26 protein-coding genes, 1 tRNA gene and 2 pseudogenes are annotated in these 22,201 nt (G+C 69.7%); 17 read left to right on the plus strand and 12 right to left on the minus strand.

The features are described from left to right. Positions 1-5 precede the first annotated feature (5 nt). Positions 6-674 carry a nitroreductase gene (locus tag ACFYOY_RS31460; RefSeq protein ID WP_388590873.1) on the minus strand — a complete coding sequence of 223 codons (669 nt, stop codon included), beginning with the start codon at positions 672-674 and terminating at the stop codon, positions 6-8. 162 nt (positions 675-836) lie between these two features. Here ACFYOY_RS31460 and ACFYOY_RS31465 point away from each other — a divergent pair, with 162 nt between their 5' ends. Next, positions 837-1,487 carry an NAD(P)H-dependent oxidoreductase gene (locus ACFYOY_RS31465; protein WP_351882898.1) on the plus strand — a complete coding sequence of 217 codons (651 nt, stop codon included), beginning with the start codon at positions 837-839 and terminating at the stop codon, positions 1,485-1,487. Between the two features lie 173 nt (positions 1,488-1,660). On the opposite strand, the gene ACFYOY_RS31470 is transcribed toward ACFYOY_RS31465, so the two are convergent. Together ACFYOY_RS31470 and ACFYOY_RS31475 are read right to left on the minus strand one after the other, a co-directional pair. Then, the gene (locus tag ACFYOY_RS31470) at positions 1,661-2,140 is read right to left on the minus strand and encodes a MarR family winged helix-turn-helix transcriptional regulator (protein WP_351882896.1); all 480 of its coding nucleotides are present in this window, start codon (positions 2,138-2,140) and stop codon (positions 1,661-1,663) included. A 282-nt stretch (positions 2,141-2,422) separates the two neighbouring features. Next, positions 2,423-2,839 carry a MarR family transcriptional regulator gene (locus ACFYOY_RS31475; protein WP_351882894.1) on the minus strand — a complete coding sequence of 139 codons (417 nt, stop codon included), beginning with the start codon at positions 2,837-2,839 and terminating at the stop codon, positions 2,423-2,425. Between the two features lie 102 nt (positions 2,840-2,941). Between ACFYOY_RS31475 and ACFYOY_RS31480 the strand changes: the two genes are divergently transcribed. After that, positions 2,942-3,862 (plus strand): alpha/beta hydrolase, encoded by a 921-nt coding sequence (locus tag ACFYOY_RS31480; protein WP_351882892.1) that lies wholly within the window; start codon positions 2,942-2,944, stop codon positions 3,860-3,862. 23 nt (positions 3,863-3,885) lie between these two features. Here the strand turns inward: ACFYOY_RS31480 and ACFYOY_RS31485 are convergent, their stop codons facing one another. Together ACFYOY_RS31485 and ACFYOY_RS31490 are read right to left on the minus strand one after the other, a co-directional pair. Continuing rightward, complete coding sequence (locus tag ACFYOY_RS31485) at positions 3,886-4,368, minus strand: nuclear transport factor 2 family protein (protein ID WP_388590876.1); 483 nt, start codon at positions 4,366-4,368, stop codon at positions 3,886-3,888. Further along, entirely contained in the window at positions 4,365-5,363 is a 999-nt protein-coding gene (locus ACFYOY_RS31490; RefSeq protein WP_388591004.1) for an NADP-dependent oxidoreductase, read from the minus strand. Before ACFYOY_RS31490 ends, ACFYOY_RS31485 begins: the two co-directional genes overlap by 4 nt. 127 nt (positions 5,364-5,490) lie before the next feature. On the opposite strand from ACFYOY_RS31490, the gene ACFYOY_RS31495 reads away from it, so the two are divergent. Next, positions 5,491-6,045 carry a TetR family transcriptional regulator gene (locus ACFYOY_RS31495; protein WP_351882887.1) on the plus strand — a complete coding sequence of 185 codons (555 nt, stop codon included), beginning with the start codon at positions 5,491-5,493 and terminating at the stop codon, positions 6,043-6,045. Between the two features lie 76 nt (positions 6,046-6,121). On the opposite strand, the gene ACFYOY_RS31500 is transcribed toward ACFYOY_RS31495, so the two are convergent. From ACFYOY_RS31500 to ACFYOY_RS31520, 5 genes and pseudogenes are all read right to left on the minus strand, one after another. Next, complete coding sequence (locus tag ACFYOY_RS31500) at positions 6,122-7,093, minus strand: SDR family NAD(P)-dependent oxidoreductase (RefSeq protein ID WP_388590878.1); 972 nt, start codon at positions 7,091-7,093, stop codon at positions 6,122-6,124. A gap of 87 nt (positions 7,094-7,180) precedes the next feature. Beyond that, the gene (locus ACFYOY_RS31505; RefSeq protein ID WP_351882883.1) at positions 7,181-7,405 is read right to left on the minus strand and encodes a cold shock domain-containing protein; all 225 of its coding nucleotides are present in this window, start codon (positions 7,403-7,405) and stop codon (positions 7,181-7,183) included. Between the two features lie 44 nt (positions 7,406-7,449). Then, positions 7,450-7,593: pseudogene (locus tag ACFYOY_RS31510) on the minus strand (VOC family protein); the annotation flags it as partial. A 34-nt stretch (positions 7,594-7,627) separates the two neighbouring features. Next, positions 7,628-8,305 carry a response regulator gene (locus ACFYOY_RS31515; protein ID WP_388590880.1) on the minus strand — a complete coding sequence of 226 codons (678 nt, stop codon included), beginning with the start codon at positions 8,303-8,305 and terminating at the stop codon, positions 7,628-7,630. Beyond that, entirely contained in the window at positions 8,306-9,487 is a 1,182-nt protein-coding gene (locus ACFYOY_RS31520; protein WP_351882879.1) for a histidine kinase, read from the minus strand. Positions 9,488-9,677: 190 nt separating this feature from the next. On the opposite strand from ACFYOY_RS31520, the gene ACFYOY_RS31525 reads away from it, so the two are divergent. From ACFYOY_RS31525 to ACFYOY_RS31575, 11 genes are all read left to right on the plus strand, one after another. After that, complete coding sequence (locus ACFYOY_RS31525; protein ID WP_351882877.1) at positions 9,678-9,953, plus strand: hypothetical protein; 276 nt, start codon at positions 9,678-9,680, stop codon at positions 9,951-9,953. 207 nt (positions 9,954-10,160) lie between these two features. After that, a complete protein-coding gene (locus ACFYOY_RS31530; RefSeq protein ID WP_388590883.1) occupies positions 10,161-11,669 on the plus strand; it encodes an alpha/beta hydrolase in 1,509 nt (502 codons plus the stop codon). A gap of 13 nt (positions 11,670-11,682) precedes the next feature. Further along, positions 11,683-12,342, plus strand: a complete 660-nt coding sequence (locus ACFYOY_RS31535) for a hypothetical protein (RefSeq protein ID WP_351882873.1) — start codon at positions 11,683-11,685, stop codon at positions 12,340-12,342. A 271-nt stretch (positions 12,343-12,613) separates the two neighbouring features. After that, positions 12,614-13,252, plus strand: coding sequence for an HAD family hydrolase (locus ACFYOY_RS31540; RefSeq protein WP_351882872.1), 639 nt, complete (start codon positions 12,614-12,616; stop codon positions 13,250-13,252). A gap of 71 nt (positions 13,253-13,323) precedes the next feature. After that, entirely contained in the window at positions 13,324-14,496 is a 1,173-nt protein-coding gene (locus ACFYOY_RS31545; RefSeq protein WP_388590885.1) for a helix-turn-helix domain-containing protein, read from the plus strand. 93 nt (positions 14,497-14,589) lie between these two features. After that, positions 14,590-14,787, plus strand: coding sequence for a hypothetical protein (locus ACFYOY_RS31550; RefSeq protein WP_351882870.1), 198 nt, complete (start codon positions 14,590-14,592; stop codon positions 14,785-14,787). Beyond that, the gene (locus ACFYOY_RS31555; protein ID WP_388590887.1) at positions 14,777-15,376 is read left to right on the plus strand and encodes a hypothetical protein; all 600 of its coding nucleotides are present in this window, start codon (positions 14,777-14,779) and stop codon (positions 15,374-15,376) included. Before ACFYOY_RS31550 ends, ACFYOY_RS31555 begins: the two co-directional genes overlap by 11 nt. Then, positions 15,373-15,597, plus strand: a complete 225-nt coding sequence (locus ACFYOY_RS31560; protein WP_351882867.1) for a hypothetical protein — start codon at positions 15,373-15,375, stop codon at positions 15,595-15,597. Before ACFYOY_RS31555 ends, ACFYOY_RS31560 begins: the two co-directional genes overlap by 4 nt. 307 nt (positions 15,598-15,904) lie before the next feature. Next, complete coding sequence (tgmA, locus tag ACFYOY_RS31565) at positions 15,905-16,153, plus strand: putative ATP-grasp-modified RiPP (RefSeq protein WP_388590889.1); 249 nt, start codon at positions 15,905-15,907, stop codon at positions 16,151-16,153. A 26-nt stretch (positions 16,154-16,179) separates the two neighbouring features. After that, positions 16,180-17,142: an ATP-grasp ribosomal peptide maturase gene (gene tgmB, locus ACFYOY_RS31570; RefSeq protein WP_351882863.1), complete on the plus strand. Its 963-nt coding sequence runs from the start codon at positions 16,180-16,182 to the stop codon at positions 17,140-17,142. Beyond that, positions 17,139-18,275 (plus strand): methyltransferase domain-containing protein, encoded by a 1,137-nt coding sequence (locus tag ACFYOY_RS31575; RefSeq protein WP_351882861.1) that lies wholly within the window; start codon positions 17,139-17,141, stop codon positions 18,273-18,275. The genes tgmB and ACFYOY_RS31575 overlap by 4 nt, the downstream gene beginning before the upstream one ends. Before the next feature lie 97 nt (positions 18,276-18,372). On the opposite strand, the gene ACFYOY_RS31580 is transcribed toward ACFYOY_RS31575, so the two are convergent. Continuing rightward, positions 18,373-18,447 (minus strand) — tRNA-Val (locus ACFYOY_RS31580). Between the two features lie 287 nt (positions 18,448-18,734). On the opposite strand from ACFYOY_RS31580, the gene ACFYOY_RS31585 reads away from it, so the two are divergent. The 3 genes and pseudogenes from ACFYOY_RS31585 to ACFYOY_RS31595 all read left to right on the plus strand — a co-directional run. Further along, complete coding sequence (locus ACFYOY_RS31585; RefSeq protein ID WP_351883098.1) at positions 18,735-20,033, plus strand: hypothetical protein; 1,299 nt, start codon at positions 18,735-18,737, stop codon at positions 20,031-20,033. Between the two features lie 65 nt (positions 20,034-20,098). Continuing rightward, positions 20,099-20,329, plus strand: coding sequence for a zinc ribbon domain-containing protein (locus ACFYOY_RS31590; protein WP_237510712.1), 231 nt, complete (start codon positions 20,099-20,101; stop codon positions 20,327-20,329). A 239-nt stretch (positions 20,330-20,568) separates the two neighbouring features. Next, positions 20,569-21,117, plus strand: a pseudogene (locus ACFYOY_RS31595) (DUF4383 domain-containing protein); the annotation flags it as partial. A gap of 392 nt (positions 21,118-21,509) precedes the next feature. Here the strand turns inward: ACFYOY_RS31595 and ACFYOY_RS31600 are convergent. Beyond that, the gene (locus ACFYOY_RS31600; protein WP_351882859.1) at positions 21,510-22,172 is read right to left on the minus strand and encodes a class I SAM-dependent methyltransferase; all 663 of its coding nucleotides are present in this window, start codon (positions 22,170-22,172) and stop codon (positions 21,510-21,512) included. Between the last annotated feature and the right edge of the window lie 29 nt (positions 22,173-22,201).

Genomic DNA, 22,201 nt, shown 5'->3' on the forward strand with positions numbered 1-22,201 from the left:
GACCCTCAGCAACCGTCAATGAACCTGACCGTCTCCTCGAGCGGCGCCCGTCCCGTACGCTCGACTCTCTCGGTGACGTCCTCGAACCCGATCGACATGCCACAGAAGAGCATGAGCTTGTCCGGGGGCGAGACGATCTCCGCGACGTTCTTGCGGAACTTCGCCCATGCCATCTGCGGACAACTGTGCAGCCCCTCGGCGCGCAGCAGCAGCATGACGGTCTGCAGATACATGCCGACGTCGGACCACTGGGCCGGACCCAGGTCGCGGTCGATGTAGCAGAACAGGGCGGCGGGCGCGCCGAAACACTGCCAGTTCCCGGAAGCGGCCCGCTGGCGCGCCTCCAGGTCCTCGCGCGGAATGCCGAGTGCCCCGTAGCGCTGCTCGCCGAAGGCGGATCGGCGATCGCTGTACGGGGACTTCAAGTCGGGCGGGTACTGCACATACTCCGCCTCGTCCCAGGGGTCGCCCGCGGCCAGGCGCTCGCCGGCCCGCTTCTTGAGCTCGGCGAGCGGCCCGCCGGTCAGCACGTAGGTGTTCCACGGCTGAATGTTCGATCCGGATGGCGCCCAAGCCGCTGCGGACAGCACACGCTCCAGCGCCTCTCTCGGGACAGGCTGGTCGGTAAACCCGCGCACTGCCCGTCGACTCGTGACCGCCTCGTAGACGTCCAAGATCGCCTATCTCCCATCTGCTCAATACGACGCGACGCGCCCATCTCGGCTACACTCACGACAGTATCATTCAATACTATCTCGTGTTTAACTATCGTCGAGCGCCAATGCTCAGCCCTGCCCCGGACTCCCCGCCCCGGGCGTCACTCTTGGAGAAAGTTCATGGTCACGCTGCTGCACATCGACTCGTCCGTGCTTCCGGGCGAGGCGTCCTCGTCCCGTTCGGTCACGGCCGCCTTCCGCAAGGCATGGGAGGAGCAGCACCCGGAGGGCACGGTGATCTACCGCGACCTCGCCGCCAATCCCGTCCCGTACATGACCGCCACCGCCTGGTCCGCCGGTTACACCGCCCCGTCCGAGCGCACCCCGGAGCAGTCCACCGCGTTCGCCGTGCGCGAGAAGCTCATGGAGGAGCTGGAGCAGGCGGACGCCGTCCTGATCGGCGCCCCGATGCACAACTTCTCGATCCCCTCGACCCTCAAGGCGTGGCTGGACAACGTGCTCCTGCTCGGCCGCACCGCGGGCGAGTCCCCCTCCGCCGAGGGCACGCCGGTCGTCGTCGTCGCCAGCCGCGGCGGCTCCTACGCACCGGGCACCCCGCGTGAGGGCTTCGACTTCGTACAGAACTATCTGGAGGCCGTCCTCAAGCGCACCCTGGGCCTGGACCTCGACTTCATCGTCCCGGAGCTCACCATGGCCCCCCGCAACCCGGCCATGTCCGACCTGATCCCGCTCTACGAGGCGTCCCGCGAGCGCGCCTTCGAGGACGCGACCGCCAAGGCCGTGGACCTCGCGAAGCGCCTCGCCGCGTAGCCCGTGCTGGACGATGGACGCCGTGTGACGCCGAGCCCCAGGAGGTCACACGGCGTCCTCGTCGCCCACGCAAGGACAGAGGGGCGCCGGCCACAGCCCCCAGGCACCCACAAGCCGGGCTCGGCGAAACGCACCCACACGGCGGGCAACTGTCGCGCGGACGCGCCCTACCCCTAACCCTCCGCCGGATAGGCGAACCGGTTCAGCAGATCCGTCAGCCGCTCGGGCTCGCCGGGCCCCAGCTCGGCGACCAGCCGCTCAGCCAGCGGCTCCGCCGCCACATGGGCCGCGTCGAAAAGCTCGACACCCTGAGGCGTGATCTCCACCGCCCGCACCCGCCGATCCCCCGGAACGGCCTTCCGTACGACCAGCCCCTTGCGCTCCAGGTCGTCCACGACCCGCATGATTCCCGCCTTGTCCGACCCCGTCGCCGCCACCAGGTCCCGCTGCACCGTGGGCCCGCAGTCGACCAGCACGATCAGCACGGCAAAATGCCGCAGCTCAATGCCGAGCGGCCGAAGCGCCTCCCCCATCACCGCGGCCGCCCGCCAGTGCGCCCGGCGCAGCAGCAACCCGAGAGCGAAGGGCGAGGCATCCCCGGGGCGACCGGTCGCACGCGAGGCGGTGGACTGGGGAGAAACATCGGCGGTCATGAGGCCACATTACAGCTATTCATCCGTTCGATACGGTTTCACTTGAAACCAAATCCGGCGACCAGGCTCCCGCGGCGATCATTGACGCCGTCCCCTCCCCGCATCTCGCCTTCGAGCCGGAGAACACTGCACCCGCCCTCGCGCCGGCCCCAGCGCCGCCGCGCTACCGGCGAAGGAGTCGTGAGCGACCTAGGCCGGTTCGCCGGCCCAACATCGCGCGCGGATACGCCGGCGGCCCACGCCTCCGCCGCACCCTCGACGAGCGAACCCGACGAGTTTCGCCTATTCGGTCTCGAGGAGCCTCAGCAGCATCCGACGCAGTTCGGACTGGTCTCGTTCGTCGAGCCGCGCCATCATCGTCGAGAACTCCGAGGCCAGAGCCTCGAGGGCCTTGGCGCGCACTCGCTGCCCCTCGGGAGTCGTCATGAGGCGGTGGCGGCGCAAGTCGCTCTCGTCGATCTCTCTGCGCACCAGCCCGCTGTCGACGAGGTTCCGCAAGTACGTCGTGATGCTCGCCTTCGGAAGCATCAGCTTCCGTGTGAGCTCGGCCGGGTACTTACACGCATCCACCTCGTCGAGAACGAAGAACTCCTTCGTCTCGAGCCCCAGCTCTTCGAGCTGCGGGGCGGCAGCGTTCATAACCCTGGTCAGAAGTCGTTGATTCAACTTCCACAGCTCAGCAGCGTCATCCGCCGGCATGGCACTCCTTGAGATATGGTACGACCTTGAGCTAGTTCGGTTTGGAACTAGCTGGAAGCCGAACAGCTTCGAAGGATTCTACGCGGAAGGCGCTGACCCCTCGTGCCCCAGCACATCTCCATCCCTCGCGGCGCCATCGATCTCGCCGCCGATCTCTACCTCCCGGAGGGCTTCGACGCCGCAGCACCTCAGGCCGCGGTCGTGCTCTCCACGCCGGGAAGCAGCGTCAAGGAGCAGATCGGTGCGAACTACGCGTCCCGACTCGCCAAGAACGGCTTCGCCGCTCTCACATTCGACCCTGCCCATCAAGGACAAAGCGGTGGACAGCCCCGTGACCTCGAGGATCCTTATCGTCGCGGCGAAGACATCTCCTACGCGATCGACGAACTGAGTACCATCCCCGGCATCGATCCACAGCGGATCGGAGCGCTCGGCATCTGCGCCGGTGGCGGCTACGCCGTGCACACCGCTCGCACCGATCACCGCGTCAAGGCGATCGCCACGGTCGTCGCCGGCAACATGGGCGAGTCCTGGCGCGGGCCCGGCTTCTCCCCCAACGGCCCCGCCGCAATACTCGATGACCTTGCCGCGGCGCGGACGCGGGAGGTCATCGGGCAAGACCTCGAGCGGGTCAACTGGTTGCCGGACACCCTCGAGGACGCGGCGGCGGCCGGATTCACCGACATCGACACCACTCAGGCGATCACGTACTACCGAACGCCAAGAGGCGGCAGCGAGCACTCGACCAACCGGCGCCTTCGCCGCAGCGACTCGCTGCTCCTCGGCTACGACGCCTTCCACCTCGTCGACCAGCTGCTCACCCAACCGCTCCAGGTGATCGTCGCAGGGCGCCAGGGGAACACCGGCCAGTACGAGGCAGGCATGGAACTGTGGGGGCTGGCCCCCAACCCCATCGATCTGCTCATCGTCGAAGGCGCCGGACACTACGAGATGTACGACGAGCCCCGATACGTCGACCAGGCAATGGAACGCCTGACAGCCTTCTACAGCGAGTATCTGTAACCGTTGGCTTGGGACCGTCCTTCCTACCAGGCGTTGTCCGTGCCGAGGAACAGCTCGGCGATCCGCCACTCGCCCCCGGCGCATTCGAGCCCGAAGGTGTAGAAGCCGGTCGCGACCACGCCCCCGCCCCCGCCCGCGTTCGACGTGAGCATGAGGTAGGCGTGCACCAGCGCCGTCTCGGCGTCCGCACGGTGGAAGACGACGTTGACCAGGTTGTGCCGTCGCTGGTCGGTCTCCGCGTCCATCGCGTCTCGTACGAACGCGAGGATCGCCGCGCGTCCGACGACGGGCCCCAGGCCGCTCTCGCCAGCGATCTTGAACGCCCATGTGGCGTCCTCGGTCAGGACTGCTCCCAGTGCCTCCAGGTCCTGCTGGTCCAGGGCGAAGGCATAGCGAGCCAGCGTCTGGTGGACGGCGAGCTGTTCCGCCGGGTCGAGGGCCACCTTCCCCGGGCGGATCGCAGTGAGGTGGGCGCCTCCCCAGCCGGGGGCGGCCTTCGCGCTCATGCGACCGTGAGCACGATCTTGCCCTGGAGGTGTCCCTGGGCAGCTCGCTCGTGTGCCGCCCGGGCGTCCGCGAGCGGGAAGGTGCTGTCGATCGCCACGCGGATCGTGCCGTCCGCGAGCAGGCGCCCGATCTCGGCGAGCTGCGTGCCGTTCGAGCGGACCTGGGCGGCCGTGACCGTGACACCCAGCTTCGCGTTCTCCTCGTCGTCGAACTCGCCGAAGTACACCGGGTAGAGGGACCCGCCGCGCTTGACGGTGCGCAGGAAGCGCCGGCTGTCGGGACCCCCGACGGTGTCCAGGACAAGGTCGACGTCACGGGCGACGTCCTCGGGCCGCTCCTTGGTGTAGTCGATGAACTCGTCGGCGCCGAGTTCGCGCAGGAACCGCTCGTGGGCGCCGGAGGCCACGGCGATGACGCGGGCTCCCTTCCACTTGGCCAGCTGGAGGGCGAGGTGGCCCACACCACCGGCAGCGCCGTTGACGAGGACCGCCTTCTCGCTGTCGAGTGCCATCGGGCGGTGCTGGGCCGCTTGGAACGGCGAGGGGTGGTCGTGCCCGAGTTCGATCAAGAACTGCCATGCGGTCAACGCCGACATGGGCAGGGCGGCGGCGCGCACATGGTCGACGCCGGCCGGCTTGCGGGCGAAGTCGGACGCCGGCGCGGTGACGTACTCGGCGTAGGCGCCGGCCTGGAGCGCGGTGGGGAAGCGCAGTAGGCCGAGCACCTCGTCTCCGGGCGCGAAGCCGTCGACGTCGGCGGCGACGGCTTCCACGACGCCCGAGACGTCGGTCCCCGGAATCAGGGGGAGATCCATCGGGGGCTTCAGCTCGGCCGGTACGTCGGGCATCCCCTCGCGGGCGTACCAGTCAGGAGGATTGATGCCGACCGCGTGTACACGGACGAGCACCTCGCCCGGCCCCGGTTCCGGAACGGGCACCTCCTCGTGACGCAGCACCTGGGGGCCGCCGAACTCGTGCAGCCGGATCGCCTTCATGCTCTGTGTGGGCACAGCTCTCTCCTGCGTCTCCCCGCGGGGTAAACTAAGTGAACCACAGATCCGTTTTTCCGGACCAGTGATCCGACTATACGGGTCAGTGATCCGGATATTCAAGGGAGGGCAGATGAGGGCGGATGCCCGGGCCAACCATGACCGTCTGCTGGCCGTCGCCGGCGCCGTCATCACCGAGCAGGGCGTCGACGCGTCGATGCGCGATATCGCCCGCCAGGCCGGGGTCGGGCTGGCGACGCTGTTGCGTCACTTCCCGAGCCGGGAGGCACTGCTCGAGGCCCTGCTCCGTACGAGCTTCGACGAGCTGACGGCACGCGCGGCCGAGGTCGAGACCACGAGCTCACCCCAGGACGCGGTGATGTTGTGGCTGCGCGACTTCGTCGCGTGCACGAAGAACTACCGCGGGGTGGTGACGGCGATGATGAAAGCGATCGAGGACCCCGAGTCCGCGCTCCACAGCTCCTGCGTCACCATGCGCGGGGCCGGCACTCGGCTCCTCACCCGCGCCCAGGCCGCGGGCGTGGCGCGGACCGACATCGACGGCGCCGACCTCTTCGCCCTGGCCTCGTCGCTCGCCTGGCTCGGCGACCAGCCCGGGCTGGAGGCGCGCGCCGAGCACCTCTTCGGGGTGGTGGTGAGCGCGATCCTCACGGATCGAGCGGTGTGACGCCGGAGGCGGCTACCGTCACGGGTACCGCACCCGCACCCGCGGCCACGCCCGCGCCCCGGCGACCACACACCTCTCAGGCGGCGAACGCGTCCACCCCGGTCAGCTCGGCGGACAGCGCCCACAGGCGGGCGGCCTGCTCCGGGTCCGTGGCCCACTCCTTGACGCCGACCCGGGAGCCGTCCGCCGGGGCGGGCTCGGCGATGTCGCAGTCGTCCAGGTAGACGCCGCCCATGCCGTTCAGCCGGGGGGAGGTGGCCGCCCACACCTGCGTGGCCGCACCCTGCTGCGGCGTCTTGAACGCCTCGGGGTGGAGCAGGTTGCCGTCCTCGTCGATCCAGCCCCGCTCCACCATCTCCTGCTTCGGCAGATGCCGCTGCAGCGGAGTGAGGATGCCACCGGGGTGCAGCGAGAAGGCCCGCACGCCCCGCTCCCGGCCGAGGCGGTCGAGTTGCACGGCGAACAGCACGTTCGCCGTCTTGGCCTGGCCGTACGCCTCCCACTTGTCGTAGCCGTGGCGCCAGTGGACGTCGTCCCAGCGGATGGGGGAGGCATGGTGGCCGGTGGAGGAGACCGAGACGACGCGGGCGCCACCCCGCTCGATCGCCGGCCACAGGCGGTTGACGAGGGCGAAGTGGCCGAGGTGGTTGGTGGCGAACTGGGCCTCCCAGCCCGGCCCGACCCGGGTCTCGGGGCAGGCCATGATTCCCGCGCTGTCGATGACGATGTCCAGGGTCCGGCCCGAGGCGAGGAACCGCTCGGCGAAGGCGCGCACGCTGTCCAGGTCGCCGAGGTCCAGTTCAGCCACCTCGACACCGTCGATCCCGGCCAGGCCCTCCTGTGCCGCGCCGACCCGGCGGGCCGGGACCACGACACGGGCGCCGGCCTTCGTCAGTGCGCGCGTGGTCTCGACGCCGATGCCCGAGTAGCCGCCCGTCACCAGGGCGAGCCGACCGGTGAGGTCGATGCCCGCGAGGACGTCGTCGGCGGTACTCCGGGCGCCGAATCCCGAACCGATCTTGTGCTGGGGTGTGGTGCTGTCACTCATGACGGCACGCTATGGATTCGGGTGCGCTCGAAGTCAAGCACGGTCGGCGGCGGTGGTCCGGGCAGTCCGCGCACGAGGAAGCGGATGTCAGCCGGATCGAGGCACGATGGTCACCGCGCGGTAGTCGTACCCGTCCTGTTTGAAGCCAGGAGCTTCCCACTCGAGGTCCACCCGCTGTCCGGGCGACAGCGTGCGGAAGCCGGTCACCTGGATGTCGGAGAAGTGGCCGAAGCAGCCGCCCGGAGTCTCGGGCGAGTCGAGCACGCCCCAGCCTTCCTCATCGCTCCACTCACGGACGGTCGCACTCACCATGGGGGGACCCTACGGGTTCCGCTCGGGCCCGTGGAACTTGAGCGTCAGGAATGCATGGCCGCTCGGTCGGACTCGCTGCGCAGAACGCAGAATTCGTTGCCTTCGGGATCAGCGAGGATGGCCCAGCCTGAACCATCGGGATTCCGGTGATCGGCGACGAAGGTGGCACCGAGGCCCAGCAGCCGGTCCTGACAGCCCTTTCCATACACGCTTGTTGCACGGTCATTCCTCCGCGTCGCGGACCAGGAGTGCGATCTGTACCCGGTTCTCCACCGCCAGCTTGGCGAACAGGCTGCTGGTGTGGGCCTTGACGGTCGCGACGCTGATGTGCAGCCGCTGGGCGATCTCCGGGTTGCCCAGTCCGTCCGCGATGGCCCGAGCGGTTTCGCGTTCTCGTTCGGTCAGTGCGGACAGCTGTCTCCGCGCGGCTTCGCGGGATGAGTGGCGAGCGTGGACGGACTGCGGGCCGGTGGCTGCGGCGATCACTCGTGCCGTCGCCGCCGGAGACAGCACGGGGTTGCCGTCCGCGATGGTCCGCACCGCGTCCAGGATCTGCGGCGGTTGGGTGTCCTTGAGGACGAACCCGAGCGCTCCGGCGCGCAGTGCGCCGAGCACGAGATCGTCGGAGTCGAAGGTGGTCAGCATGAGCACCCGCGGCGGCACCGGTCGGGTGAGGAGTTCCCGGGTGGTGCTGAGACCGTCACGGCCGGGCATCCGCACGTCCATCAGCACGACGTCCGGCCGCTGCTCGTCCACCACGGCGATCGCGGCGTTCCCGTCGGCCGCCTCCGCGACGACGGTCAGGTCCGGTTCGCCGTCGATGACGAGCCGCAGCGCCATGCGCACCAGCTGTTCGTCGTCGACGACGACGACACGTACCGGCTCCCGCTCGCTGTCCACTCATGTTCTCTTTTCGTGGCTGGGTTTTGGCCAAGGTAGTTGTGCGGTGAGGAGGTACCCGTGGTCGGGTGTGCGGTGATGGTTGAGTTCTCCGCCGGCGAGGTCGACGCGTTCGGTGAGACCGAGCAGCCCGAATCCCGATGCCGGTGGTTGTGCGGTCGCCCTGGTGGCTGCGGAGTTGTGCACGCTGACGTTGAGTGTGTCGCCCGCCGTTCCTTCGAGGGCGATGCGTACGGAAGCGCCGGGGGCGTGTTTCGCTGCGTTGGTCAGTCCTTCTTGGACGATCCGGTAGCAGGTTCGTCCGACGACGTCGGACGGAACTCCCGTCACGGTGGTGGTGAACGTGACGTCCAGTCCCGATGTGCGGGCGTCGGCCACCAGGTCGGGGATTCGCTCGAGGGAGGGTTGTGGCGGTTCCGGGCGGCCCGGGTCGGCCCGGAGCACACCGAGGACATCCCGTAGTTCTTCCAGGGCTTGGTGGGAGCCGTCGGCGATGCCGCGGACCAGCACGCGGTTCTCCTCGGCGGTGAGGTCGCCGCGGTGGTCCAGCACTCCGGCCTGCATGGCGACCAGGGAGATCCGGTGCGCGAGCACATCGTGCATCTCGCGGGCGATCCGGTTCCGTTCCAGGGCCCGTGCCTGCGCCGCTCGTGCGGTCTGTTCCCGTTCCGCGCTCTCCGCCCGGTCCCGCAAGGACCGCACTTCGACGCGGCGCGCGCCGATGGCCATGCCCACGGCCACCGCGATGCCCGCGGTCAGCGCCGGGAACGTGAGTTCGAGCCACCACGAGTCGGACGTGCGCTGGACCGGATAGAGCCCGCCGGTGAACTGTGACGCGGTCACGAAGGCCAGCCCGACGACCCCGCTCTCCACCGGACGGCGACGAGTGGAGAGCGAAACCAGCGCCAGAAACGCGGCGCCGGAGGCGAGTGCCGACGCGGTCGAGGCGATCGCGACCGCCATGGCGACGGCGAGCGGGAACCGCCGCCGCCATATCAGCGCCGTCAGGCAGCCGAGAGCCACCAGCGGATCACCGATGAGGAACCACGAGCCCGTTTCGCCCGTCTGCCTCCGCATCAGCACACCGATGGAGAGCCAGAACGGTATGCCCGCTGCCGCTGCCGCCGCGAGCCGCCAGGTCTGCTGCCACCACCCGAGCCGTGGCGCGACGTCCGTGTTCACCTGGTCATTATCGCGAGACCGTGCGGCCGGTGAATCAGACCCAGGGGTGGGTGCGCCCTCGACCAGAGTCGAATCACCACCTCGCCTCAGGTCGCAGACGGTTCGAACCGCCGGGCCGATGTGCCGACCGCGCCGCGCGAACAGACTCGTTCACGTGCCGAGACAACCGGACACGAGACGGAGAGACGCGATGCGCCAGGGTGGCTATACGGCCCTTGAGGCGGTCGGGTTGGTGATCACAGCCCTGGCCGCCCAAACGGTGATCCGCGGTTTGCTCGACCACGACTCCGAGCTGCTGTGGGGCATCGTCGACTGGGTCCCTGGCGGCCTTACCGGCCGGCTGATCCTCCTCGGATGCATCGCGCTCGTCGGAATGGTGGCCAGTGGCTGGGCACACACCCGCCAGCGACCGAACACCGGGCTCTTCGGTAATTCCGCGGGTGGCCGCGGCCGAGGAAAGCTCTGACGGCATCCGTGACGCCCCGGCTCGCCCCTGCGGCATGTGCGCCGACGCGCTCCGGGGAGCGGACTCACCGTGCTCGCGCTCAGCCCGGCCGCCCTCGGCCTCCACACCCTCGCCCGGATCGACGTGCTGGTCCGCAGGAACGGCCGGCGGCGGGGCCGTAGCCCGCCCATTCCGGCGCCCCCGTGCGCCCCTCAGGAGAACAATCAGATGCGTAGAAAAACTTTGCCCCTCGCCCTCGCCGCCGCCACGGTGGCGACGACCGCGGTGGCGCTGACCGTGATTCCGGAAGTGTCGGTGGCGACGCCGGACGCGGCGACGACGCCGGACACCGTGCGGTGGGGCCCGTGCTCGGAGAAGGCCGACTCACCCCGTACGGCCGCCCCATCCCGCCTCGAATGCGCGACACTCAAAGTCCCGCTGGACTACCGCAATCTTGACGGCCGACAGATCGAGATCGCGATCTCCCGGCTGGCGAGCGCGAAATCCTCGCAGCGCCGCGGCGTACTGCTGACCAATCCAGGCGGCCCCGGCATCACAGGACTCGGTTACCCGGCCGCTCTCACCGCCTCAAAACTGCCGCAGGAAGTGCTGGACTCCTACGACGTGATCGGCTTCGACCCGCGCGGCGTCGGCCGCAGCACGCCGGTGACCTGCGATCTGACACCGGAGCAGCGCAAGCGCGGCAATCTCCCGCCGTACGCGCACACCGCGGCCGATGTCGCGCGGGAGGCGGGGCACGCGCGGACGATCGCCGAGCAGTGCGCCACCTCTCGGACGGCGTGGATGCACCCGCACACCACCACCGCGAACACCGCGCGCGACATGGACCGTATCCGGGCGGCGCTGGGCGAGCCGAAGCTCTCGTACCTCGGTGGGTCCTACGGCTCCTACCTCGGTGCGGTGTACACGACGCTGTTCCCGGGGCGCAGCGACCGGATCGTGCTCGACAGCAACCTGGGCCCCGGCGGTTACGACGTCACGGCCACGCGGTCGCTCGCCCGGGGAATGGAGGACCGGTTCCCGGACTTCGCGGCGTTCGCGGCCGCGCACCCCGAATACGGTCTGGGCACCACACCGGGCCAGGTGACCGCGAAATTCTTCGATCTCGCGGAGCGGTTGGAGGCGAAGCCGGTCCGGGGCATCGACGCGACGTTGTTCCGCGGGATCACCTTTGACCGCCTCTACAGCGATGCGTCCATGCCCTTGGTGGCCGAGATGTGGCAGGCGCTCGACAAGGATCGGCCATTGCCGCCCGACACCCCGCCGTCGATGGAAGACATGGAAAACTTCATGTCCGCCCGCTTTGCGGTGATATGCGGCGATAATCGCTGGCCGGAAACGGTCCGCGAGTACCAGCGGAATGTCGCGGTCGACCGGCTGACATACCCGATGCTGGGCGGGTCCTCGGCCGGTATCGGACCGTGCGCGTTCTGGCCGGACAAGCGGGACGAGCCGCCGGTGCGCATCGGTGACCGGGGCCCGTCGAACGTGCTCATGGTGCAGAACGAGCGCGACCCGGGGACACCGCTGGCCGGCGCCCGGAAGCTGCGGCGGGCGTTCGGGAAGCGGGCCACGATGGTGACGGCCGACCAAGGCGGGCACGGTGTCTATCCGTTCGGCCCCAACACGTGCGCGAACGACGCGGTGACGGCATTCCTGACCACCGGACAGCGTCCGGCGCAGGACCTCGCCTGCGCGGCGGAGCCGAGCAAGTAACGGGAGTCGAGGCATGTTCAAGGACTTGCGGCATCGTCGGGCCGTCCAGCGGGTCAAGCCCGGGGATGGGCGAGCACTGAAGCGTTTCCGCTGGTGGCAGATGCTTTCCCGGGCACTGTTCCATCTTCGGCTGAAGAACGACGACGGCCGACAGACGGTCTACGCCGTCGACGTCAGGCATCAGAAGCACTCGTCCTCGTCCGGCAAGGTCATAGCCCACCTGTACCTCGATGGCAGGCATCACGCCGAGTCCACAGTCCCTGCCGTCTTCCCCGTCCAGGGCGGCACCGTCGAAGTAAGGGCGAGCACCTTCGGGCTCAAGCGCTGCCACTACGTCACCGCCGAGGGGGCCGAGTACCCACTCGCCCCGGACCCCCACTCCGCCGAAGGCCGCCGCGCCCGCCTCGACCGATCGCACCCCGCACTGAGCCGCTGGATCGGTTTCCTCTCGGTGACCGTGCTCGCGATCGGCCTGGTGCTCCTGGTCCTTCAGCTCACCGAACAGGTCACCCGGGCTCCGGAGGGCGTCGCCCAGTACGTCGGCACCTTCACCTCGCCCATCGATCTACCGGCCTGGGGCAACACCGTGGTCGGGCTCTGCACCGTGGCAGCCAGCACCGAGCGGGCACTGCGGCTGCGTTACCACTGGCTGCTGGATGGCGGGGCGGGATGAGGCAGTGAACAAAGCCCCGTACCGATCGTGGTACGGGGCTCCGTCGATTGGTCAAACACTATGGGCGCAGACGGGTTCGAACCGCCGACATCCGCCTTGCAAGGCTTCCAGCACTGTCACTGGGCGGCGTGCTCGTCACCGGTGAGACCGCTGGGCTCGGCGTGCTCGGCGTCGGCGGTCTGCTGGAGTTCGATGGGTCTGTCGGGGATTTCCACGGCCGGATCATAAGCCGGTCGTCCACTGCTTCCTGGTCTTGTCCTAGGCTGCCTGCATGATCCGCGCTGTGGCCCTCGACGTTGGCGAGACCCTGATCCGGGATGACCGTGGGTGGGCTACCTGGGCCGACTGGCTGGGCATTCCCCGGCACACGCTCTCGGCCCTCGTCGGCGCGGTCGTCGCTCAAGGGCGCGACAACGCGGATGCCCTCCGGCTCATTCGACCGGACATCGACATTGCCGCGGAGAGGTCCGCCATGGAGGCCGCTGGGCTGGGTGAGCAGATAAGCGAAGAAGATCTTTACCCGGACGTACGTCCAGCCCTTGCCGCTCTCCGCAAGTCAGGCGCGCGAGTCGTGATCGCAGGCAACCAGACGGCGCGCGCCGGGAAGCTGCTGCGAGCACTGGACCTCCCGGTCGACGAGATCGCGACCTCGGGAGAGTGGGGCATCGCGAAGCCGGACCCGCGCTTCTTCGCCCGTGTTCTGGACCTGGCAGGAACCGCACCCGATGAGATCGTGTACGTAGGCGACCATCCTGCGAACGACACCCAGCCAGCAAAAGCCGCGGGCCTGCGCACTGCGCATCTACGCCGTGGGCCGTGGGGTCACCTGTGGGCGGACACGGCCGAGACGGCCGCCGCTGACTGGCACCTCGATTCGCTGCACGATCTCGTACCACTCGCCACGCCATGAGCCGAGCGGCCCCACCGTAGTGGGAAACCGCTCGCTACCGTTCGGAGTGGACGCCCGAACGGAGCATCAGTATGCCCAAGGATCTTGGCAAGCGCGTGGCCTATCAGCGCCGCATCGCTCGCATGACGCAGCAAGAACTCGCAGACGCCGCCGGGGTACACGTCGGCACCTTGCGGAAGATCGAACGCGGAGCGCGGGGTGCTGGCGACAACGTGATGGAGTCCCTCGCCGCTGCTCTAGGTGTCGACCCATCCGTCTTGCTGGGCAGTCGAGACCGGGCGGACGCCCGCGTCCACGCCGCTATGCCGTCCCTGTCCGCCGTCATCGCTGCGTACGAGGGGCCAGACGACGGGCCAGTGCGGCAACTCGGAGAACTCCGCGCAGCAGTGGATGAGGTAGTGACCTGGCGCCTGGCCTCGCAATACGTCCGGATCACACGCCAACTACCCCTACTCATCAGCGAACTAATCCGCGCCTTCCACCTTGCTCCGCCCGAAGAGCAATCCGAGGTGGCCAGCCTGCTAGTTGCCGGGCTGCGAACGGCTGACGCTGTGGCGTACAAGTACGGCGCCCGAGATCTGTCTGCTCGCCTGGTAGATCTGATGCGCTGGGCAGCACCATACGCGGACAATCCACTGTTGGACGCCACTGTCGCCTACGTGCGCACCGAGACCTTCTTCGCCGCCCGTGCTCACACTGCTGGACTGCGGATGCTGCAGACCGCGATCGACAGGGCACCTGCCGGTCGCGATGACGCGGAGACCGCCGCTCAGGGTGTCTTGCATATGCGGGCAGCGGTGATCGCTGGCCGCGCCGGTCTTGCCGAGGCTGCAGACCAACACCTCGCGGAGGCCCTGCGCCTAGGGGACGCTGTGCCAGAGGACGTCTACCACGGAACGGCGTTCGGTCCAGACAACGTCCGCATCCATGAGGTGTCTGTCGCGGTCAGCCTCGGCCGCGATCACGTTCACCGAGCACTCGATATCGCCAACGAGTGGGCGCCGCCAAGTGACCTGCCTGCAGAGCGCCGGAGCGGTTTCTACATCGAGGTAGCCCGCGCCCAACTGTGGTCGGGGCTCCCGCGGGATGCGTTCGAGTCCTTGAAGGTCGCTCGCCATATCGCGCCTCAGCACACGCGCGATCACCCATGGGTGCGGGAGGACGCCGCCACGCTCCGTCGCCTGCGGCGCGCCGACGCGGAGAGCCTCAGCAACTTCGCTGAGTGGTGCCATGCAGGCGAGTGACCCTGGCTGACCCTCGCTGGGTCACTTGTGGCCCTTCCAGCGGAGAACCATCTACCTGTCCACACCGACCAGGCAGATGGGACAGCACCAGCCATGGCCGACCCCTTCAGGGTGCCCGTCAGCGAGCACATCAGCATCGCGCGGCTCCACGGCAAGGCGTGCTTTCGCTGCGGAGCCGTCGCCCGGACGCTGTACGCCGCCGGGCACATCAGCCTCCCCGGCCGGGATCGTGTGTGGCCTGTCGTCGTCTGTGAAGACCACCGCGACCAAGGCGAACCGAATGGCAACTGACTCCTTCAAGTCCCCATCATGGACACCACCGCCCGCTGTGGACGTCGAGGCGTTACCCGCGGGCAAATGGTGGGACGCCGTGCGGGCCGCCCCGACCGTCGGCGAGCGCGCGTTGGAACTGCTCGGTGACGAGACCGGGGCCGTCATCCAGGACAAGCACGGCCCCCTGTACTGGCTCGTCGCCGTGGGCTCCGCTACGAGCTGGCACCTGCGGCAAGTCCGCGTCCTTACCCAGCTCGCGGACGAGAGCACCTACCTCGGCGTACCGCCCGCCTCCTGGACCGAGGGCCCCCGCACCCACTGGCGCGTTCCGCTGTCGGCCGATCACTACCTGACCGACGCCTCCAGGCTGTGGGGCGCATTGGCCGAGGCTGACCGCGCCGAGTACGGGCGCGCGCCCGAGGGGCGCCAACTCTGCTACCACTGCCAGCTGCCCACCGACGAGCCCATTCCGGTCGAGGTGGAGCACAGCAGCGACGTCGGCCGCACCGTCTACGCCTGCCCCCCGCACGCGCCGCTCTACACCAGGCGCCAGCCGCGCAGCCTCACCAGTGCGGCCGCGGCCGCGCACGAGGGGCGGCCCCGATGACGCCCTGCCAGCAGCCCTCACTGCTCCCGGGCATCGAGCTGCCGGACCCCGACACGCTGACCGGGCCCCAGCTGCAGGGCTGGGACTGCGCTCTGTGCGGGCGGCGGCTGTATGCCGACCAGCTGCTCGGCCCGGTCAAGTGGAACAGCGGCAGCACCACCGAAGTGGTCGAGCTGTGGGTGTGCCGACCGCTGTGCAAGGAGGCCACCGGTGCCGCGTAGAGCCGTCATGTACGCGTTCCGCGTTGCTCGCGCTGGCGTGGTCGTTGGCGCAGGGCTGGCGCTGCTCGCGCTCGTCGTCGTGCTCTGCATCGCGGGCACGCCGGCCCCGTAGGCCGGGTGGGCCGTTGGCGCCTGGGGATCCCCCGCCCCGGGCTGGACTTCGTCGCTGACGGCCCACCCCCCAGACACCCTGCGGCCGGTGAAACCAGGCACTGCCGCCCGCCGCAGGGCAGGGACTCCGGCCCCGAAATGGGACCGCGGGGCCGGAGTCCCCTCACAGAAGATCCGCACACGAATGGAGAACCCCGTGGCACTGACCATGGAACGCACGCAGACCCACCCCGTGAGGCCGTTCGGGCTGTCCAAGGCCGTACCCGTCGCCGATGAGACGCTCACCCTGCCGGCCCTGCACCGCTGCCCCGAGCGGCAGATCAGCGTGACCGCCGTGGGGGTGCCGTTCATCAACGAACCGTCCATGAAGACGCAGCTCACCACGACCACGCAGACCAAGGAGGACAGCCAGCTGGCGACCGACACCGAGAACGACACGGACTGACGTCGGCGACCGGAGGATCCTGAATCATGACCGTCCTGGTGCTGACCCGGCCCACTGACGCGACCGCTGACCTCGTCATAGCGGAGCTCAACGAGCGATCCATACCTGTCCATCGCCTCGATCCCGGAGACTTCCCGGAGAGCTTGAGCATGGCGGCCCGGATCGGCCCCGACCACATGTCGTGGGAGGGCGCGTTACGTGGTCAGCACCGGGACGTCTCTCTCACCGACGTCCGGTCGGTGTACTACCGGCGGCCCGCCGCGCACCGCCTGCACCCAAACCTGCCCGAGCAAGACGCCCGGTGGGCCGACGCTGAGGCACGGGCCGGATTCGGCGGTCTGGTGGCCGCACTGCCCTGCCTGTGGGTGAACCACCCCCACCGCAACGCTCTCGCCGCCCTCCCGCCCGTGGCGCTGGCCGCGGCAGCCCGCAGTGGGCTCTTAGTGCCCCAGACGCTGGTCACCAACGACCCGGTCGAGGCCCGGGAGTTCGTCTGCGCGCTGCCCGGCCGCGTCGCCGCGTACAAGGCGCTCGGCACTACCCACCCCAGCGACAGAGACGACCGGCCACAGGCCCTGTGGACGACGCAGGTCCGGCCCGGCGAGATCGATGAGTCCGTCAGGCGCACCGCGCACCAGTTTCAGGAGTGGGTGGCCAAGGCGTACGAGGTCAGGCTCACCGCTGTCGCCGAGCGGCTCTTCGCCGCCGAGATCCACGCGGGCTCAGCCGCCTCCCACATCGACTTCCGGGCGGACTACGACAGCCTGACCTACCGGCCGTGCCGGGTGCCCGAGCGCGTCGCCCGGGGCGTCCACATGCTCACGTTCACGTTCGGTCTGCGATACGTCGCCCTGGACTTCCTCGTTAACCCACAAGGGCACTGGTACCTGATCGACGTCAACCCCAACGGGCAGTGGGGATTCATCCCGGACCTGCGCACACCCATCACCCGAGCACTCGCTGACCTACTGGAGAGGGCCCGTCCATGAGCATCACCGACGCACCATCCGCTGACGAGCTCCGCCACCACATGGCCGACCACCTCGTGAGGGCTGGCTGCGTCCGGTCCGAGCCGTGGCGCGCCGCCTTCCTGAGCGTCCCCCGCGAACTGTTCGTCCCCGACTTCACCGTCCGGGCGCAGGGCACGCTGCACAGGTACAGCCAGGGTGACCCCGCGTGGCTGGCCGCGGCCTACCAGGACGTCTCCCTGTTGACCCAGTTCGATCAGGACGGCACCGCCACCAGCTCGTCCACCCAGCCCTCCCTCATGGCGCGGATGCTCGAGGCCCTCGGGGTGCGGGACGGCGACACCGTGCTGGAGATCGGCGCGGGCACCGGCTACAACGCCGCGCTGCTCTCCCACCGCCTGGGCGCCGACCATGTCGTAACGGTCGACGTCGATCCCGATCTGGTGGCCGCGGCGAGGGCCCGCCTGCGCGCGGCCGGGTACGAGCCCACTCTCGTCGCCGGGGACGGGATGGCCGGCCACCCGGAGCGCGCACCGTACGATCGGCTGCTGGCGACGTGCGGAGTGGGCCGGATCCCGCCCCCCTGGCAGGAGCAACTGCGCCCGGGCGGGGTGATCGTGGCCAACATCGGCTGCGGCATCGTGCGCCTGGTGGTCGCAGCCGACCACTCCTGCGGCGGCCGGTTCCTCCACGGCCTGGCCACCTTCATGAACGCCCGGCCCACCCCCGACACGGTGGGCACCACCGCGGGGAACCTCGTGCAGCCACTGCTGACGTGGTCCGGCCAGACCCGGGAGATCACCCTCCCCGCAGTCCTGGACGCCGTCGGACCGCAGTTCCTCACCTCGCTGCTGCACCCCTCGGTGGCCGACTTCGCTCTGGTGGATGACGAGGGCCGGCAGATCCGGTGTCTCTTCGACCCGGAGAGCTCGTCGTGGGCGCGCATCACCATGACCGGGACCGGAGTCATGTCCGCTCGGCTCGACCACGGCGGTCCGCGTGATCTGTGGGCCGAGCGGGAGCCGCTGCTCACTCAGTGGCGGGATGCCGGGCGGCCGGGGCATGAGCGCTACGGCCTGACCGTCTCCCCGGGCGGGGCTCATGTGTTGTGGCTGGACGAGCCGGACGGCATGAGCCGGCGGCTGCCGGACTAGGTTCACGCGCGGCGTGTCTGAGGGTGCGCCTCGTCTGATCGATGTCATCTGCGGATGTCAAAGACCCCCAACCGGGACCGGCTGGGGGTCTTTTCGCTGGTGGGCGCAGACGGGTTCGAACCGCCGACATCTGCCTTGTAAGGGCAGCGCTCTACCGCTGAGCTATGCGCCCTGGGGGAGCTGTCAGCCTACAGGGTCCCTGGGGTGGTGCCGCAATCGTGAAGCCGGCCCGGGGAGGAGCCCATATCCGGGGCTCGGGCGAGAGAAGTCCGCAGATCGCGAACCGAACCGAGCGCTGTGCTCGTCAGTGTCGGGTGGGAGAATGACATTCGGACCTGGGCGATCCATCGGGAGCGGGTAGTGGCGGCGACATCTGCAGAGTCTGCGGGTCCATCGCGGGAGTCTGCGCGTCCGGGAGCCCGTGTGCGTCGTTCGCGCCGTCCCTCCGTGCTCGGGCTGATGTTGCTGCCGGTGCCGTTGTTGGCGTTGGTGGGGTCGCTTTCGATCGCTGGTGGGAGCGGGGGGCGGCGATGGTTCGGGGGGCGGGGGGAGAGTCAGCGGGCCGAGGCGCAGGCGGCCAAGGACGCCGCGGCGGCGGCGTTCTATGAGCTGGACACGGCGCAGCGGGATCTGCGGATCTCCATCGAGACGATCACCGCCGTGGACGATTCGCCCGCCGCGCGCCGGACGGCGGCCGACTTCTCGGCGCTGGGGCAGCGGATCGACCAGGTCAGCCGGGACTACATCACGGCGGTGGACGCGCATGATCTGGATCGGGACGATCTGGACTCGGCGACGGCCTCCCGGGCCCGCGCCGATCTGACCAGCGCGAAGGACGCGCTGGAGCGCACCAAGGCGGATCTGGACCGGTTCGCGCAGGGGCTGGGGCCGCTGCTGGAGCAGGCCGAGACGCGGCTGGCGCGGCTGGCGCCGGCGGTGGAGCGGGCGCGGCAGGCGCTGCTCGCGGCGAGTAACGCACTGGACGCGGTGCGTGCGTCGGGGCTGCGGGCGGACGATCTGGCGGCCCGGCTGGCGGCGCTGTCGCCCGAGTTGACCAAGCTCAACCAGGGGGCCGGGCAGCACGGTGTGCAGGAGACCCTGCGGCGCGCCGATGACGTGCTGCGCAGGGCGGAGGCGGTGCGCGGGGAGGCCGAGCGGCTGCCGGAGCGGTCGGCGGAGATCGACAAGCGGCTGGTGTCGCTGCGCACCCGCGCCCAGGCGATCACCACGCGGGCCGCCGGGGTCGAGCCCGTCCTCAGCGAGCTGCGCCGCCGCTACACCGCGGCCTGCTGGCAGGATCTGCAGTCGGTCCCCGCGCAGGCGGCGCGGGATGTGGCGCAGGCCGAGGAGAAGCTCAAGGAGGCGCAGGCGGCGCGCGAGGAGCAGCGCTGGCCGGACGCCACCGCGCTGCTGGCCACCGTACGGGCGCTGCTGAACAGCACGGACGAGGCCGTCTCGGCGGCCGGGGACCGGCTGCGGCGGCTGGACGAGGTGTCGTTCGACCAGCAGAAGGAGATCGAGCGCACCCGGTTCGCGATCCGCGACGCCCAGCGGCTGGCCATGGCCGGGCGCTCCACGCCCGATCCGCGCCACGCCCGCCCGCTGGACGACGCCGTGGAGCGCCTGGAGCGGGCCATCGCGGGGCTGGAGGGGCGGCATCCGGACTGGTGGCACTTCCTCTCCGAGACGGAGGCCGTACGGCAGACCGCCGCCCGGGTCGTCCAGGGGATTCGGGAGGAGCGGGGCAGCGGGCACTGAGCGCGCGCGCCAGGGGCCCTGTAGTTCGGGGGGCTGACCTGCGGTTCGGTGGTTATGCTCCTGCCATGCCTCGCTACGAGTACCGCTGCCGCGCCTGCGGCACCACCTTTGAGCTGAACCGGCCGATGGCCGAGTCCTCCGCTCCCGCGTCCTGCCCGGACGGGCACGGCGACACGGTGAAGCTGCTGTCCACCGTGGCCGTCACCGGCGCCTCGTCCTCCTCCGCCTCCCCGGCCCGGCCCCCGTCCGGCGGCGGTGGCGGTGGCGGCTGCTGCGGGGGCGGCTGCTGCGGCTGAGGGTGCACCGGTGTTGAGCTGAGGATCAGCCCGTGTTGAGCTGCGGTTGAGCCGACGGGGGCGGGGGCGGATCCTGGGAGGTACGTACCCGTGCCGCGCCTCCGTACGTACGCGACGCACCCGGATGTGCGCGCGTACGTCGTGTACGCGACGGTGGCGTGGCGTCCGCGGGTACCGCCTCGACCGCGAACAGCGCGAAGCCGAGGTCCGGCGCCAGCAGAAGGAGGCCGGAGATGGCTATGGGCCGCCCCTCCCCCATCGGTCCTCACCCCGCCGGAGTCGCACGGCACTTCCCGGAGCGGATCGGTGCGCACACCTCGCTCGATGAGCATCTGCCGGTCGATCACCGGCTCAGCAAGTTCTATCGCATCGGCGCCGGGCTCATGGGGCTGGTGCTCGTCGCCTTCGGCATCCTGGGCCTGATCGACCAGGTCGGCTTCTTCGACATCGGCGGTGACACGGTCGCCGGGCTGAACACCAACGGCGCGCTGAGCGTGCTCTCCATCGTCATCGGGCTGCTGCTGTGCGTCGGCATGGTCATCGGCGGCAACTTCGCCTCGACGCTCAACATGGTGCTCGGGATCCTCTTCCTGCTGAGCGGGTTCATCAATCTGGCGGTGCTGGAGACCACGTTCAACTTCCTGGCGTTCCGGATGCAGAACGTGCTGTTCAGCTTTGTGGTGGGGCTGCTGCTGATGTGGTTCGGCATGTACGGACGGGTCAGCGGCGGGCTGCCGCATGACAATCCGTACTGGGTGACCCGCCACCCCGAGCAGGCCGAACGCGAGGCCGTCCACGCCCGGGAGCTGATCACCGCGCGCGGGCGTGCCGCCGAACAGACCGGTATGGCCGCCCCGCCCGGCACCCCGCTCACCCCTGGTGCCCCGGGCGGGCCCGTTACGGCCGGTGCGGGGGCAGAGGGTGGCCGTGAGTCCACTGAGCGACGTGGCGAATCCGCTGAGCGCCGTGGGCCCGACGAGGAGTCGGGGAAACGGCGTGGTCAGCCGCCCGGTAAGTGGGGCAAGCTGGATCAGCCCGGCGGCGCCGAGCCCACCGACAAGCCCGGGAGCCGCCGCTGGGCCCGGTTCTTGCGGCGCCGCCCTCGCAGTCGGTGACGCGGGCGGCCCGGCCCCCGTGACGCGGTCGGCCCGGCCCGTGTGACGCGGTCGGTCCGGCCGCCTCAGCCGAGTCGGCGCGCGAGCGTCAGGCCGTCGGCGACGGTGAGCATGACCGCCTCCATCCGGACGTCCGCCGCCACATGATCGTTGAACGCCTGGATCGCGGCGCCCGCGGCCGACGGCGTCGGAGCCGTGACGGCCCCGTGGTAGAACACGTTGTCCGCGACGATCAGACCGCCGGGGTTCATCCGCGGGACCAGCTCCTCCCAGTACGGGATGTAGTTCTCCTTGTCCGCGTCGAGGTAGGCGAGATCGATATGGGGCTCGGCGGGCATCGCGCGCAGGGTGTCCAGCGCCGGCGCGATCCGCAGGTCGATGCGGGCCTCGACACCGGCCTTGGCCCACGCCTTCCGCCCGTACGCCGTCCACTCCTCCGACACATCGCAGGCGATCAGCCTGCCGTCGGCGGGCAGCGCCTGGGCCATGGCCAGCGCGGAGAAGCCGGTGAAGGTGCCGACCTCGACGATGTGGCGGGCGCCGACCAGCCGGACCAGGAAGGCCAGCAGCGGGGCCTGCTCCTCGGCCGACTGCATACCGGCCTGCTGGGGGAGGCTGCGGTGGGTGACCTCGACGAGCTCGCGCAGTACGGGGTCGAGCGGCGGATTGTGCCGCAGGACGTAGTCGTACAGCTCGGCCGTGATCGGTGTGCTCTTGCTCTCGGCCATCGCGGCCCCCTTCGGTCTGCTCGGCTTCC

Source organism: Streptomyces sp. NPDC007875, assembly GCF_042868035.1.
In the GTDB taxonomy this organism is placed as follows: domain Bacteria; phylum Actinomycetota; class Actinomycetes; order Streptomycetales; family Streptomycetaceae; genus Streptomyces; species Streptomyces antimycoticus.

Coding starts and splice junctions, on each gene's coding strand:
- ACFYOY_RS31465 (WP_351882898.1), top strand. CDS start 837: ATGGTCACGCTGCTGCACATCGACTCGTCCGTGCTTCCGGGCGAGGCG.
- ACFYOY_RS31470 (WP_351882896.1), bottom strand. CDS start 2,140: ATGACCGCCGATGTTTCTCCCCAGTCCACCGCCTCGCGTGCGACCGGT.
- ACFYOY_RS31475 (WP_351882894.1), bottom strand. CDS start 2,839: ATGCCGGCGGATGACGCTGCTGAGCTGTGGAAGTTGAATCAACGACTT.
- ACFYOY_RS31485 (WP_388590876.1), bottom strand. CDS start 4,368: ATGAGCGCGAAGGCCGCCCCCGGCTGGGGAGGCGCCCACCTCACTGCG.
- ACFYOY_RS31490 (WP_388591004.1), bottom strand. CDS start 5,363: ATGAAGGCGATCCGGCTGCACGAGTTCGGCGGCCCCCAGGTGCTGCGT.
- ACFYOY_RS31495 (WP_351882887.1), top strand. CDS start 5,491: ATGAGGGCGGATGCCCGGGCCAACCATGACCGTCTGCTGGCCGTCGCC.
- ACFYOY_RS31500 (WP_388590878.1), bottom strand. CDS start 7,093: ATGAGTGACAGCACCACACCCCAGCACAAGATCGGTTCGGGATTCGGC.
- ACFYOY_RS31505 (WP_351882883.1), bottom strand. CDS start 7,405: ATGGTGAGTGCGACCGTCCGTGAGTGGAGCGATGAGGAAGGCTGGGGC.
- ACFYOY_RS31525 (WP_351882877.1), top strand. CDS start 9,678: ATGCGCCAGGGTGGCTATACGGCCCTTGAGGCGGTCGGGTTGGTGATC.
- ACFYOY_RS31530 (WP_388590883.1), top strand. CDS start 10,161: ATGCGTAGAAAAACTTTGCCCCTCGCCCTCGCCGCCGCCACGGTGGCG.
- ACFYOY_RS31535 (WP_351882873.1), top strand. CDS start 11,683: ATGTTCAAGGACTTGCGGCATCGTCGGGCCGTCCAGCGGGTCAAGCCC.
- ACFYOY_RS31540 (WP_351882872.1), top strand. CDS start 12,614: ATGATCCGCGCTGTGGCCCTCGACGTTGGCGAGACCCTGATCCGGGAT.
- ACFYOY_RS31545 (WP_388590885.1), top strand. CDS start 13,324: ATGCCCAAGGATCTTGGCAAGCGCGTGGCCTATCAGCGCCGCATCGCT.
- ACFYOY_RS31550 (WP_351882870.1), top strand. CDS start 14,590: ATGGCCGACCCCTTCAGGGTGCCCGTCAGCGAGCACATCAGCATCGCG.
- ACFYOY_RS31555 (WP_388590887.1), top strand. CDS start 14,777: ATGGCAACTGACTCCTTCAAGTCCCCATCATGGACACCACCGCCCGCT.
- ACFYOY_RS31560 (WP_351882867.1), top strand. CDS start 15,373: ATGACGCCCTGCCAGCAGCCCTCACTGCTCCCGGGCATCGAGCTGCCG.
- tgmB (WP_351882863.1), top strand. CDS start 16,180: ATGACCGTCCTGGTGCTGACCCGGCCCACTGACGCGACCGCTGACCTC.
- ACFYOY_RS31575 (WP_351882861.1), top strand. CDS start 17,139: ATGAGCATCACCGACGCACCATCCGCTGACGAGCTCCGCCACCACATG.
- ACFYOY_RS31585 (WP_351883098.1), top strand. CDS start 18,735: ATGTTGCTGCCGGTGCCGTTGTTGGCGTTGGTGGGGTCGCTTTCGATC.
- ACFYOY_RS31590 (WP_237510712.1), top strand. CDS start 20,099: ATGCCTCGCTACGAGTACCGCTGCCGCGCCTGCGGCACCACCTTTGAG.
- ACFYOY_RS31600 (WP_351882859.1), bottom strand. CDS start 22,172: ATGGCCGAGAGCAAGAGCACACCGATCACGGCCGAGCTGTACGACTAC.